This window comes from Pseudomonas sp. SDO5215_S409, assembly GCF_054071325.1.
The window spans coordinates 15,530-28,875 of record NZ_JBSVWN010000042.1 but is presented as its reverse complement, the minus strand read 5'-3'; the positions used below and the strand labels follow the sequence as shown (position 1 = coordinate 28,875).

13 protein-coding genes are annotated in these 13,346 nt (G+C 60.1%); 8 read left to right on the top strand and 5 right to left on the bottom strand.

All coding sequences use genetic code 11. The features are described 5' to 3' along the window. Nucleotides 1-91: 91 nt before the first annotated feature. Both ACW9H9_RS20160 and nadB read right to left on the bottom strand, forming a co-directional pair. Nucleotides 92-868, bottom strand: coding sequence for an MltR family transcriptional regulator (locus tag ACW9H9_RS20160; RefSeq protein ID WP_457344904.1), 777 nt, complete (start codon nucleotides 866-868; stop codon nucleotides 92-94). A gap of 252 nt (nucleotides 869-1,120) precedes the next feature. Beyond that, a complete protein-coding gene (gene nadB / locus ACW9H9_RS20155; protein WP_457344903.1) occupies nucleotides 1,121-2,728 on the bottom strand; it encodes an L-aspartate oxidase in 1,608 nt (535 codons plus the stop codon). A gap of 464 nt (nucleotides 2,729-3,192) precedes the next feature. Here nadB and rpoE point away from each other — a divergent pair, with 464 nt between their 5' ends. From rpoE to ACW9H9_RS20135, 4 genes are all read left to right on the top strand, one after another. Beyond that, complete coding sequence (gene rpoE, locus ACW9H9_RS20150; protein ID WP_457344902.1) at nucleotides 3,193-3,774, top strand: RNA polymerase sigma factor RpoE; 582 nt, start codon at nucleotides 3,193-3,195, stop codon at nucleotides 3,772-3,774. 32 nt (nucleotides 3,775-3,806) lie between these two features. Beyond that, a complete protein-coding gene (locus tag ACW9H9_RS20145) occupies nucleotides 3,807-4,394 on the top strand; it encodes an RseA family anti-sigma factor (RefSeq protein WP_457344901.1) in 588 nt (195 codons plus the stop codon). Between the two features lie 16 nt (nucleotides 4,395-4,410). After that, on the top strand, nucleotides 4,411-5,367 hold the full coding sequence (locus tag ACW9H9_RS20140; RefSeq protein ID WP_457344900.1) for a MucB/RseB C-terminal domain-containing protein: 957 nt from the start codon (nucleotides 4,411-4,413) through the stop codon (nucleotides 5,365-5,367). Nucleotides 5,368-5,610: 243 nt separating this feature from the next. Further along, nucleotides 5,611-7,044 (top strand): DegQ family serine endoprotease, encoded by a 1,434-nt coding sequence (locus tag ACW9H9_RS20135; protein ID WP_457344899.1) that lies wholly within the window; start codon nucleotides 5,611-5,613, stop codon nucleotides 7,042-7,044. A gap of 67 nt (nucleotides 7,045-7,111) precedes the next feature. Here ACW9H9_RS20135 and ACW9H9_RS20130 read toward each other — a convergent pair whose 3' ends face one another. Then, nucleotides 7,112-8,545, bottom strand: a complete 1,434-nt coding sequence (locus tag ACW9H9_RS20130) for a M48 family metalloprotease (RefSeq protein ID WP_457344898.1) — start codon at nucleotides 8,543-8,545, stop codon at nucleotides 7,112-7,114. Between the two features lie 95 nt (nucleotides 8,546-8,640). Between ACW9H9_RS20130 and ACW9H9_RS20125 the strand changes: the two genes are divergently transcribed. Then, nucleotides 8,641-8,880: a sulfurtransferase TusA family protein gene (locus tag ACW9H9_RS20125; protein WP_154745394.1), complete on the top strand. Its 240-nt coding sequence runs from the start codon at nucleotides 8,641-8,643 to the stop codon at nucleotides 8,878-8,880. A 29-nt stretch (nucleotides 8,881-8,909) separates the two neighbouring features. Beyond that, a complete protein-coding gene (locus ACW9H9_RS20120; protein WP_457344897.1) occupies nucleotides 8,910-9,980 on the top strand; it encodes an AI-2E family transporter in 1,071 nt (356 codons plus the stop codon). Nucleotides 9,981-10,027: 47 nt separating this feature from the next. On the opposite strand, the gene ACW9H9_RS20115 is transcribed toward ACW9H9_RS20120, so the two are convergent. Together ACW9H9_RS20115 and ACW9H9_RS20110 are read right to left on the bottom strand one after the other, a co-directional pair. Beyond that, the gene (locus ACW9H9_RS20115) at nucleotides 10,028-10,501 is read right to left on the bottom strand and encodes a peroxiredoxin (RefSeq protein WP_457344896.1); all 474 of its coding nucleotides are present in this window, start codon (nucleotides 10,499-10,501) and stop codon (nucleotides 10,028-10,030) included. An 11-nt stretch (nucleotides 10,502-10,512) separates the two neighbouring features. Next, the gene (locus ACW9H9_RS20110) at nucleotides 10,513-11,073 is read right to left on the bottom strand and encodes a glycine cleavage system protein R (protein ID WP_457344895.1); all 561 of its coding nucleotides are present in this window, start codon (nucleotides 11,071-11,073) and stop codon (nucleotides 10,513-10,515) included. A gap of 261 nt (nucleotides 11,074-11,334) precedes the next feature. On the opposite strand from ACW9H9_RS20110, the gene dapA reads away from it, so the two are divergent. Beyond that, nucleotides 11,335-12,213, top strand: coding sequence for a 4-hydroxy-tetrahydrodipicolinate synthase (gene dapA / locus ACW9H9_RS20105; protein WP_457344894.1), 879 nt, complete (start codon nucleotides 11,335-11,337; stop codon nucleotides 12,211-12,213). Nucleotides 12,214-12,230: 17 nt separating this feature from the next. Beyond that, nucleotides 12,231-13,346: an outer membrane protein assembly factor BamC gene (bamC, locus tag ACW9H9_RS20100; RefSeq protein ID WP_457344893.1), complete on the top strand. Its 1,116-nt coding sequence runs from the start codon at nucleotides 12,231-12,233 to the stop codon at nucleotides 13,344-13,346.

Below are 13,346 nucleotides of genomic sequence, written 5' to 3'. Positions count from 1 at the left end.
CGGCGTCAGTCAAGGCGGGATCCTTTTGTAATCCCTTGGGAGCGTCTGCGTCGTCTGCGTTGTTTTCGGTGGGTGCGCGGGGTGAGACAGGTCAGAGTAGATTTCCGGTAGGACTTGGCCTGCCCTTCAATTGCTGGGCCAAACCGTGGAGCAGCTCATTGAGCTTCGGAGCACTCTCGGGAGGGGAGTCACTCAAAAACCTTGTGATGCGGCCTGCAAGCTCCCGGAGGACCATGTCATAGAACAGTTTTTCTTCACCCTCGGCGGCGGTGTGTTTAGCCTGAGCGTGAGCTGTCTCCTCGGTGGCTTGTTCTAATTCTTCCTCAGGAGTCTCTCCGTAAAAACCTGCCGTCAGATGTACTCCCACAAATTTTGCTTGCTTCCCTTCCTTAACGCTGCCGACGGCTACCTGAAGTTCAATCAAGAGGTTTTGGAAAGCAACCAATAGCTTCTTCTGTAGTGTCTTAGGGTAATCCCTCATCATTCTGCCGTAGCGAATGGCCTTTAAATGCCCCTCAACAGATGGGTCTGCAAAAGATATGGGCTTCCAAGTATGCGAGAACTTGTTCCGAACCTCACGAAGATGCTGCAAGTCGTCAAATTGGCCCTTGCTGATCAGCCCGAAGGCGAATGCAGCTTTGATGCGAGAGGAGAAGGTGCCAAGGGGCGCGTTGAATCCTGTCACGAGGCTGCGAGAGGCGGCGGAAGGAATCATAAAGGCCGTAAGTAGGTCGCCTAATGTATCCTCTGCAAAAGCTGCAAGGGTTAACACAAGAGCCCTTTCATCAAGGTCTCTCAGGGTTTTGTTGAGTTCATTGAAGTTGATGAAGCCTTGTGGCTCGGACGACACGCTACTTTGCTGCTCCATACAGATAATCCCTGCAAAACTCGCATGGTAGCTCGGAGCATCAGTCTTTGAGAATCTGACAGAAAAATCTGAAAGGTCACCATTACAAGAAACCCCGCGCAGGTTCCCCCGTAGGTCCTCGCATGGGTGTCTTTGAGCGCGTTAAGGACCCTCAGGCGTAGACGCTAAGGACCCCCGGCGATGGGACAAAGATGGCCCAAAGCTGTTACAAAACGGGTTCTCAGCGTGCTACGCTCAGGCCTCTAACGTGCCTCATCTGGTCGGAGTAAGGATCGTATCCTTCGCCTCTGGCAGCATCTCTGGATAGTCCAGCGTGTAGTGCAGACCCCGAGATTCCTTGCGTTCCATGGCTGACTGGATCATCAGTTCAGCAACCTGAGCAAGGTTCCTCAACTCAATAAGGTCTCTGCTCACTTTATAGTTGCTGTAGAACTCGTCAATCTCGTCCAGCAGCAAGCGCACCCGATGCTGGGCCCGTTGCAGGCGCTTGTTGGTGCGCACGATGCCTACGTAGTCCCACATGAAACGGCGCAGCTCGTCCCAGTTGTGGGCGATGATCACGTCTTCGTCCGAGTCGGTGACCTGGCTGGCGTCCCAGCGGGGCAGGGCGTCGGGCACTGGGGTGTGGGCCAGTTTTTCAAGGATGTCGGCGGCGGCGGAGCGGGCGTACACAAAGCATTCGAGCAGCGAGTTGCTGGCCATGCGGTTGGCGCCGTGCAGGCCGGTGAAGCTGGTTTCGCCAATGGCGTACAGGCCGGGCACGTCGGTGCGGCCGTGCTGGTCGACCATCACGCCGCCGCAGGTGTAGTGCGCCGCCGGGACGACCGGGATCGGGCCTTTGGTGATGTCGATGTTGAAGGTCAGGCAGCGTTCGTAGACCGTCGGGAAATGGGCCTTGATGAAGGCTTCGGGCTTGTGGCTGATGTCCAGGTACACGCAGTCGATGCCCAGGCGTTTCATTTCGTGGTCGATGGCGCGGGCCACGATGTCACGGGGGGCCAGCTCGGCGCGAGGGTCGAAGCGCTGCATGAAGCGTTCGCCATTGGGCAGCTTCAGGTGGGCGCCTTCGCCGCGCAGGGCTTCGGTGATCAGAAAACTCTTGGCCTGCGGGTGGTACAGGCAGGTGGGGTGGAACTGGTTGAATTCCAGGTTGGCCACCCGGCAGCCTGAACGCCAGGCCATGGCGATGCCGTCTCCGCAGGCGCCGTCGGGGTTGCTGGTATAGAGGTAGACTTTGGCCGCGCCGCCCGAGGCCAGGAGGGTGAAGCGCGCGCCGTAGGTGTCCACTTCGCCACTGGCGCGGTTGAGCACGTAGGCGCCCAGGCAGCGATCGCCCGGCAGGCCCAGGCGTTTTTCGGTGATCAGGTCGACGGCAACGCGCTGGTCCAGCAGTTCAATGTTCGGGCGTTGGCGGGCCTGTTCCAGCAAGGTCTTGAAGATGGCGGCGCCGGTGGCGTCGGCGGCATGGATGATGCGCCGGTGGCTGTGGCCGCCCTCGCGGGTGAGGTGGAACTCGAAGCTGCCGTCGTCGGGGCTTGAGTGTTCGTCGCGGGTAAAGGGCACGCCCTGGTCGATCAGCCACTGGATGGCTTCGCGGCTGTGTTCGACGGTGAAACGCACGGCGTCTTCGTTGCACAGGCCGCCGCCGGCGTTAAGCGTGTCTTCGACGTGGGACTCGACGGTGTCGGTGTCGTCCAGTACGGCGGCGACGCCACCCTGGGCCCAGAATGTCGAGCCGTTGGCCAGGTCGCCCTTGCTCAGGACGGCGATGCGCAAGTGGGCAGGCAAGGTCAGTGCAAGGCTCAAGCCAGCGGCGCCGCTGCCAATCACCAGGACATCGTGTTGAAACTGTTGGCTCATGTGAAGGATTCCGCAAAAAGCGATCAGCAACGGCGCGAACAGGACGCCTGGATCGGCGAATCAAAGGGGGCGTACGGCCCACTAGTATATAGAGGGGGGGAGCGGCACAATAGCGGGCGTTCGTGGCATTGTGAGACTACGGTCGTCGAACTGCGCCGCATTCATGGCATGAGGCCATATCCCGGGAACTTTTTGCAGAGTTTGCAACTCAATAGCTGGATGCCCTGAGTCGGGAGAGTGCTGGGTTTGCGGGTCGGCGTCTACTGTCAGATACGTCAGGAAACTGGCGACAGATTATTCGCGCAGCCGGCATTGGCCGTGCTGCGTTTTTCGTGTGTGCCCAATCAGCGCATACCGGAAACTTGCTTCGAAGGGGGAGAACTTTTGCGAAAAGTCCGAGTCTATGTTTGCAAGCCTGATCGTTTAGTTACGCAAGCCTCCTTCAAGTACAACGAGGAGTGTTCATGCTAACCCAGGAAGAGGATCAGCAGCTGGTCGAGCGCGTTCAGCGCGGCGATCGGCGAGCGTTTGATCTGCTCGTGCTGAAATACCAGCACAAAATTCTCGGGTTGATCGTGCGGTTTGTGCACGACACCCATGAAGCGCAGGACGTTGCACAGGAAGCCTTTATCAAGGCCTACCGTGCACTTGGAAATTTCCGCGGTGACAGTGCGTTTTATACGTGGCTGTATCGCATCGCCATCAACACGGCGAAAAACTATCTGGTATCACGCGGTCGTCGTCCGCCAGACAGTGATGTGAGTTCGGAAGATGCTGAGTTTTACGATGGTGACCATGGCCTCAAGGATCTTGAATCGCCGGAGCGTGCATTGCTACGCGACGAGATCGAAGGCACGGTGCATCGCACTATTCAGCAGCTACCAGAAGATTTGCGTACAGCCTTAACTTTACGCGAGTTCGATGGTCTGAGTTACGAAGACATTGCGAGCGTCATGGATTGTCCAGTGGGTACCGTGCGTTCCCGGATTTTCCGGGCTCGTGAAGCCATCGATAAAGCCCTGCAACCGTTGTTGCAGGAAAACTAAAGACAGCGGCGAGAGCCAAGAGAGGAACCGCCATGAGTCGTGATGCCCTGCAGGAATCGCTGTCCGCAGTGATGGATAACGAAGCGGATGAACTGGAACTTCGCCGGGTGCTGGGTGCACTCGATGATCCCCAAACCCGCGATACCTGGTCTCGTTACCAAGTCGCTCGGGCGGTGATGCACAAGGATTTACTGATCCCTCGTCTGGATATCGCTGCGGCCGTTTCTGCTGCGCTGGCCGATGAGGCAGCTCCGGCCAAGGTCGCTCGTGGTCCTTGGCGTAGCCTGGGACGCCTGGCGGTTGCCGCGTCGGTAACAGTGGCGGTACTGGCCGGTGTCCGGCTGTACAACCATGACGAAATCGCCGGTGCCGAGCTGGCCCAGGAGACCCAGCAACCGGTCATGGCCGGTCCGCAGGTCCAGGGTCCAGCCGTACTGGCGGGCTACAAGGAAAGCTCCGATGCCACAGGCCCGATGGCCAATGGTGTGCTTCAAGGGCAATCCGGCTGGCAGGATCAGCGTCTGCCAGGTTACCTGCGCCAGCACGCTCAGGACTCTGCCGTGAAAGGCACTGACGGCGCCTTGCCATACGCTCGCGCAGAAAGCCTGGAAAACCGCTAGATCGCCAAGGGGCTTTATGCGTGCCATACCGCTCCTTGCGTTGTTGCTCAGTGGCTGGTTTGTAGTACCCGCCCAGGCTGATGAAGCCAGAGATTGGCTCAATCGCCTGGGGCGGGCAGAGCAGCAACAAAGCTTTCAAGGCACGTTTATCTACGAGCGTAACGGTAGTTTTTCTACCCATGAAATCTGGCATCGTGTCCAGAACGGTCAGGTTCGCGAGCGGCTTTTGCAGCTCGATGGTTCTGCTCGTGAAGTGTTGCGGGTCGATGGGCACACTCAGTGCATCAGCGGCTCGTCGGTCGCAGGCCTTGGCGCAGCGGCCGATTCCCATGCCCACACCTTTGATCCTAAAGCCCTCAGCGCTTTCTATGACTTTACGGTCATCGGCAAATCACGCGTGGCCGGTCGCAATGCCGTGATCGTTGCGCTGACGCCGCGTGATCAGTACCGCTATGGTTTCGAGCTGCACCTGGACCGCGTCACGGCGCTCCCGCTCAAGTCGTTGCTGCTCAATGCGCAGGGCCAGTTGCTGGAGCGCTTTCAATTTACGCAGCTCGAGATGACGGTTCCCAGTGATCGCGAGTTGCAGCCGGGTGCCGACTGCAATCCGGCCAGTGTCGCCAATACGCGGTCGAACGATGCTGATGTCGCGCGGGCCTGGAGCCTGGATTGGCTGCCCCCGGGCTTTCAGTTGGCCAGCAGTGGGGCGCACAAAGATCCGCACACCCACGTCGTTGTCAGCAGCCTGATGTACGGGGACGGCCTGGCGCGTTTCTCTGTTTTCCTGGAGCCACTCGATGGCGTGGCAGCGGTAGAAAGCCGCACGCAGCTGGGGCCGACGGTCGCCGTGTCACGGCGTCTCACCACGGCAGCGGGTCAGATGATGGTCACGGTGGTGGGCGAGATTCCCATCGGCACGGCTGAGCGAATTGCGCTGTCCGTGCGCAGCGCCAGTGCACCGGCCAATCCATGAGCCGTTAATCTTGTGTTCATCTTGATATTTCACTGTGATCAGGGATACAGACGACGCGCGCGTCTTGGCGAGAATATGAAATGACTGGATCCATATTTTCACTTGCAAAAAACCTCTATGTTTTTTATAGGTCAGGGCCTCTCGGCTCTGGCCTTGTTTTGTTCGCGCAACAAAAATACCGGGCGTCCTTCGCGGTGTGATTGGACCCTGTCGCTCAACCCTGCTCGTCGTAACGGGAGCTGTATGTCGATACCACGTTTGAAGTCCTACCTGTCCATAATCGCCACGGTGCTGGTGCTGGGTCAGGCCGTTTCCGCGCAAGCGGCCGAACTGCCTGACTTCACCCAACTGGTGGAGCAGGCGTCACCTGCCGTGGTGAACATCAGTACTACGCAGAAACTGCCGGACCGCAAAGTCTCCAACCAACAAATGCCCGACCTTGAAGGCCTGCCGCCGATGTTGCGCGAGTTTTTCGAGCGGGGCATGCCACAGCAGCGCAGCCCCCGTGGCGGTGGCCAGCGTGAGGCGCAGTCTTTGGGGTCGGGTTTCATCATCTCGCCCGACGGCTACATCCTGACCAACAACCATGTGATTGCCGATGCAGACGAGATCCTCGTGCGCCTGGCCGATCGCAGCGAGCTCAAAGCCAAGCTGGTGGGCACCGACCCTCGCTCCGACGTGGCTTTGCTGAAAATCGACGGCAAGGACCTGCCGGTGCTCAAACTGGGCAAATCCCAGGACCTGAAAGCCGGTCAGTGGGTGCTGGCCATTGGCTCGCCGTTTGGCTTCGACCACACCGTGACCCACGGTATCGTCAGCGCCACCTCGCGTAGCCTGCCGAACGAAAACTATGTGCCGTTCATCCAGACCGACGTGCCGATCAACCCGGGCAACTCGGGCGGCCCGCTGTTCAACATGAACGGTGAAGTCGTGGGTATCAACTCGCAGATCTACACCCGCTCCGGCGGTTCGATGGGCATCTCCTTCGCGATTCCGATCGACGTAGCCCTGGACGTTTCCAATCAGCTGAAAAACGGTGGCAAAGTCAGCCGTGGCTGGTTGGGCGTGGTCATTCAGGAAGTGAACAAGGACCTGGCTGAATCCTTTGGCCTCGACAAGCCGGCCGGTGCGCTGGTTGCGCAAATCCAGGATGACGGCCCGGCAGCCAAGGGCGGCCTGCAAGTGGGCGACGTGATCCTGAGCATGAACGGCCAGCCGATCATCATGTCTGCCGACCTGCCGCATCTGGTCGGTGCCCTCAAGGCTGGCAGCAAGGCCAAGCTGGAAGTGATCCGTGAAGGCAAGCGCCAGACTATCGAGCTGACGGTTGGGGCCATCCCGGAAGAAGGCGCGGCGCTGGACGCGCTGGGTAACGCCAAGCCGGGCGCCGAGCGCAGCAGCAACCGCCTGGGCATTGCCGTGGTCGAGTTGACCGACGAGCAGAAAAAGAGCTTCGACCTCAAGAGCGGTGTGGTGATTAAGGACGTTCAGGACGGCCCTGCCGCCTTGATCGGCCTGCAGCCGGGCGACGTAATCACTCACCTGAACAATCAGGCGATCAGCTCCACCAAAGAGTTCGCCGACATTGCCAAGGCGCTGCCGAAGAACCGCACGGTGTCGATGCGTGTTCTGCGCCAGGGGCGCGCGAGCTTCATCACGTTCAAGCTGGCCGAGTAATCTGCTAGCCCCATAAAAAGCCCCGCTCTCGATGCACGAGAGCGGGGCTTTTTTGTGCGTGGGCGGTTTAGCTCATCATGCCTTTGACCAGGCGTTCCTGTTCGATCAGTTCCCGCTGGCGGGCATCGATACGCGAAGACAGCGGGAAATTATTACCGGCGCGGCGCTTGGCAAAATCCAGTTGCTGAATGGCTTGTCGGAAGTCGCCCACCAACGCGAAGTATTCGGCGCGGGCCTGGTGCAGGCCGATGATATTGCCGGACAACCCACGGGTTTCGGCCACTTGATACCACACGTCCGGATCGTCCGGGCGCGACTTGAGCAGGCCTTCCAGGGCCTTTTCGGCATCGGCAGTGCGGTTCTGCTTGATCAGCAGGTCTACCCGTACCTGGTTCAGCGGATAGTTGCCCGGATACTGCGTGAGCATCCGATCGGTGCGGGCCTGGGCATCCGGCAGGCGGTTGCTGTTGATGTCCAGTTCGATCTGCGCCAGGTTGTAGATGATCTCGTCGGGCGCCTTGGCCAGCAGTGGCTTGAGCGTTTCGCGTGCCTGGGTGAGCAGGGTGCCTTTGATCTGGGCGATGGCCAGGCCATAGCGCGCGACATCGTTCTTGGGGTTTTCATCCAACTGCGCCTGAAAGCGCTTGGCGGCAAGGCCCGGGGTGTCTTCATAAATCAGCTGTACCCGGGCGCGGATCAACTGGTAGCGCAAACTGTCTTCCTTGCCGCCCAGCTTGGCCTGCTCGGCGCGGTTGCGGGTGTCGGCGATCCGCGACTCGGTGACCGGGTGAGTCAGCAAAAATTCGGGCGGCTTGGCGTCGAAGCGGTACTGGCGCATCAGGCGTTCAAACATGGTCGGCATCGAGCGGGGGTCGTAACCGGCTTTTTCCAGGTTGAGGATGCCAATACGGTCGGCTTCCTGCTCGTTTTGCCGCGAGAAGCGCCGTTGCTCCTGGATCGCCGCCGCCTGGCTGCCGGCAATCGCCGCAATCCCCGCATCGCCTGCACCGGCGGCGGCGGCGATGATGCCACCCAGCAGCGCGGCCATCATCGGGATCTGCATGCGTGATTGCGCCTCCACACCCCGTGCGAAATGGCGTTGGGACAAGTGGGCTAATTCGTGGGCCAGCACCGAGGCATATTCGCCTTCGGTCTGCGCGTTCAAGAACAGGCCACCGTTGACACCCACCACTCCGCCGGGGGCGGCAAAGGCGTTCAGTTGGGGGCTGTCGATCAGGATGAATTCCAGGCGCCGGTCGTTGACCTGGCTGGTTTCCACCAGTTTATAGACGCTGTTTTCGACAAAGTCCTTGAGCTGCGGGTCGTTGAGTTGCGACACCTGGCCCCGCAGGTAGGCCAACCATGCGCGGCCCAGCTGGTATTCCTGTTGTGGCGAGACAATGGCAGAACTGGCGTCGCCGAGTGACGGCAGGTCGTCGGCGAAGCCTGGGGAGGCAAGCAGGCAAGCCAACGTCAGCAGGGTAGGGCGCAAAAAAGTCATGCACAAAGCCTTTCGACAAAGAGCTTACTGTAGCCGGACACCGCGCTCGGGACCAGATATTCTAAGCGCCCCGCGAAGCCCACCGGAGTAACACCATGACCGACGCTGTAGCCTTTGACGCCGAACTCGACGCCAGCGGCCTCAATTGCCCGTTGCCACTGCTCAAGGCAAAGCTGGAGCTCAATCGACTGGCCAGTGGTGCGGTGCTCAAGGTGATCGCGACGGATGCGGGCTCCCAGCGCGACTTTCGTACCTTCGCCAAATTGGCCGGCCATACCTTGCTGCGTGAAGAAGATGAAGCCGGCGTCTATCGTTACTGGTTGCGCAAAGCCTGAACGGCCGCCCTAGTGTCTGAGGTTTATTGATGTTCAAAGTGTTACGTGACTGGATTCAGCGCTACTTCTCCGATGAAGAAGCCGTGGTGTTGGCTGTCCTGCTGTTTCTGGCCTTTACCGCCGTGCTCACCCTGGGCGGCATGCTGGCCCCGGTGCTGGCGGGCATGGTGCTGGCTTACCTGATGCAGGGCTTGGTGGTGACCCTGGAGCGTTTGCGCCTGCCGGGCAGCGCGGCAGTGGGGCTGGTGTTTGCCCTGTTCATGGGGCTGTTGCTGGTGTTTATCGTGATTGTGGTGCCGCTGTTGTGGCACCAGTTGATCACGTTGTTCAACGAGCTGCCGGGCATGCTCGCCAAGTGGCAGTCGCTGCTGTTGTTATTGCCCGAGCGTTATCCGCACCTGGTGTCAGATGAGCAGGTCTTGCAGGCCATCGAAGTGGCGCGCGGTGAAATCGGAAAGTTCGGGCAATGGGCGCTGACGTTTTCCCTGTCCAGCCTGCCGCTGTTGGTCAACATCATGATCTACCTGGTGCTGGTGCCGATCCTGGTGTTTTTCTTCCTCAAGGACCGGGAGATGATCGGCCGCTGGGTGCGTGGCTACCTGCCACGCGAGCGGGCGCTGATCACCCGTGTTGCCGAGGAGATGAACCGCCAGATCGCCAACTACATCCGTGGCAAGGTCATAGAGATCTTTATCTGCGGCGGCGCCACTTATATAGGGTTTGTCGCGCTGGGCCTGAACTACGCGGCGTTGCTGGCCTTGTTAGTGGGCGTGTCGGTGGTGGTGCCGTATGTCGGCGCGGTGGTGGTGACGGTGCCGGTCTTGTTGATCGCGCTGTTTCAGTGGGGGTGGAGTGACCAGTTCATCTACCTGATGGCCGTGTACGGCATCATCCAGGTGCTGGACGGTAATGTGCTGGTGCCGCTGCTGTTTTCCGAGGCGGTGAACCTGCACCCGGTCGCGATCATTTGCGCAGTGTTGTTGTTTGGCGGGTTGTGGGGCTTTTGGGGCGTGTTTTTTGCGATCCCACTGGCGACGCTGTTCAAGGCGGTGCTGGATGCATGGCCGCGCCAAGAGCCGGTGGTCGCGCCCTTGCTCTGAAAGCGAGGGCGGGCTCCCACGCCAGTGTGGGAGCCGGTATTGCCGGCTTACGCCTTGTGCAAGGCCTGCGCGGCGGCCAGCACGGCGTCCACATGGCCTGGCACTTTCACACCGCGCCACTCTTGACGCAGCACGCCATCCTTGTCGATCAGAAAGGTGCTGCGATCCACACCCAGGTATTCCTTGCCATACAGCTTCTTCAGCTTGATCACGTCAAACAGCTCGCAAACCGCCTCGTCCTTGTCGCTGATCAGCTCGAACGGGAATGCCTGCTTGGCCTTGAAGTTCTCGTGAGATTTCACGCTGTCTCGGGACAGGCCAAACACCTCGGTGTTGGCGGCCTGGAAGGCTGCGTGCTGGTCACGAAACCCCTGGCCTTCGGTGGTGCAGCCCGGCGTGCTGTCTTTGGGATAGAAGTAGATCACCACCTGCTTGCCCTTGAGCCCGGCAAGGCTGAAGGTTTGCCCGCTGGTGGCCTGGGCCTGGAAATCGGCGACCGGTGTGTCGATGACGACTGCCATGAAAGCTTTCCTTACATTGGGTTCTGTGGGCGCCATGGCTCGATCAGTGCGTCGAGGTTCAGGGCATCGGCGAAATCCAGGAACTGGTCACGCAGCCAGCTGATCTGCACGCCCGCGGGCAGCGTCACGGTAAAGGTGGCGTTGAGCATGGTGCCGCCGGTTTGCGGGGCCAGATACGTGTCGCAGGTGAGGTTTTCCAGCTCGACGTGATGGTCGATAAAGAATTGGCACAGCTCGTTGACGATGTCCGAACGGTAAGCGGAGCTTACATAAGCGACATACGGCAGGGCCTGCGGGCGGTTTTCCAGTGCGGCGCTGCGCACCACGTTGACCGTGAACGCGTGCTTTTTGGCCAGGCCCGGCAAGCCTGCTTCGAGGCGCGCCAGGGCGTCCCAGCTGCCGGAGATCTGCAGAATCAATGCGCTGCACTCGCCATGGCGGGTCAGGCGGGAGGTCACGACGGCGCAGCGGTTTTCATGGCTGGCGCGGCACAGGACGTTGGTCAGCTCCATGGGGTTGGCGCCGAGGGCACTGATAACAAGGAATTGTTCGCGAACTGTGGGGGTGGACATGCAGCCTTCCTAAAACGATGAGCGGTCGATACGGTAAACGCAGTATCGATCAAAGGATCAAGGGTAGCGAAAAGCACCGCCAAGGGCTAGGAGGTGGCGTTTTCATTGCTAAATGAGCGTCTTCGAACCGCACGTTGGCCAGATGATGGCATTGCGCACAACTAAGTTGATCCAGAACGCATCCTCACGCGGTACTTTGCTTGTGCAAGCATCTTGGCGCCAGTACCATTACGGCTCTCTTTTTCCGGCAGGAGCGGTTGCATGATTGCGGGCAGTATGGTGGCACTGGTCACACCCATGGATGCACAGGGTCATCTCGACTGGGATAGCCTGGGCAAACTGGTGGACTTCCACCTGCAAGAGGGCACCAATGCCATCGTTGCGGTCGGCACCACCGGCGAGTCGGCCACGCTGGATGTGGAAGAACACATCGAAGTGATCGAGTTCGTGGTCAAGCGCGTTGCCGGGCGTATCGCCGTGATCGCCGGGACAGGCGCCAACTCGACCCGTGAAGCGATCGAGCTGACCAACAACGCCAAGAACGCCGGTGCCGATGCCTGCCTGCTGGTGACTCCGTATTACAACAAGCCGACCCAGGAAGGCCTGTACCAGCATTTTCGTGCCATCGCCGAAGCCGTTGATATCCCGCAGATCCTCTACAACGTTCCCGGCCGCACGGCCTGCGACATGAAAGCCGAAACGGTGATTCGCCTGTCCACCGTGCCGAACATCATCGGCATCAAGGAAGCCACCGGCGACCTGCAGCGCGCCAAGGACATCCTGGCGGGCGTGAGCAGTGACTTCCTGGTGTATTCCGGTGACGACGCCACCGCAGTCGAGCTGATCCTGCTGGGCGGCAAAGGCAATATCTCCGTGACCGCCAACGTCGCGCCGCGTGCCATGAGCGAGCTGTGCGCCGCGGCCATCGCTGGCGACGCGGTCAAGGCCCGTGCTATCCACGAGCAACTGGCACCGCTCAACAAGACGCTCTTTATCGAATCCAACCCTATCCCCGTGAAATGGGCGCTGCATGAGATGGGCCTGATGCCGGACGGTATCCGTCTGCCGCTCACCCGGCTCAGCGAAGCCTGTCACGAACCGCTGCGACAGGCCCTGCGCCAGTCCGGCGTCCTGGTTTAATTGAGGAAGCACTACGCATGAAGCGATTGGCCGGACTTTCCGCACTTGCCTTGATTATCTCCAGCACCAGTGGCTGCGCCTGGATATGGGGGCCGGAAGGTTATTTCCGCGACCGTGGTAGCGACTACCTCGAAGCGCAACAGACCGCCCCGATGAAACTGCCGTCGGACGTCAACGTGGCCAAGCGCCTTGATCCGTTGTTGCCGATCCCGCGCAACGTGGCCGATGACACCTTCAAGGGTCAATACGAAGTGCCGCGCCCACAACCGCTCTCTGCTGCGGCCAGTGCCAGTGATTACAGCCTGCAAAAGAGCGGCGACATTCGCTGGATCATGGCCCAGCGTCCGCCTGCCGAAGTGTGGCCGGTGGCGGTGCAGTTCTTCCAGGACAACGGTTTCCGGATTGACCAGCAACGCCCGCAAACCGGCGAATTCACCACGGCCTGGCAGCCTGCCAGCGAACTGTCGGCCAACATGGCCAGCCGCCTGCAAGCCGGTGGCGTCACCAGCGGCAACGAAGCGCGCATCCGTGTGCGTATCGAGCCGGGCGTGCAGCGCAACACCAGTGAAGTCTATGTGGTCAGCGCCGAGCGTGCTGCTGGCAGCACTGCCAACGTTGACTTCACCCCTCGCTCGGTCAACACCGGCGTGGACTCGGCACTGGTCGACGAAATGCTCGCCAGCATGAGCCGCATCTCCGAGAAGGGCGGCTCTGTTTCCCTGCTCGCCGCAGGCAGTTTCGATACGCCTAACCGCGTCAGCCTCAGCGAAGACGGCAGCGGCAACGTCGTGTTGAACCTGGGTGAAGACCTGGACCGCGCCTGGTCGAGTGTCGGCCGCGCGCTGGAGCATGGCGAATGGCGCGTTGAAGACATCAACCGCAGCCTGGGCCTGTACTACATCAACCTGGCCGAAAAAGCCGAGAAGAAAGACGACGAGCCTGGTTTCTTCGGCAAGCTGTTTGGCAGCAAGCCGACCAAGGAAGAGATCGAAACCCGCGCTGATCGTTATCAGGTTCGCCTGAGCAAGGTGGGCGACAGCGTGCAGGTCACCGTCGAGAAAAACATCAACACCGTGGCGCCGACCGACGTGGCGCGCAAAGTGTTGGGCGTGATTCAGGACAACCTGGGCTGA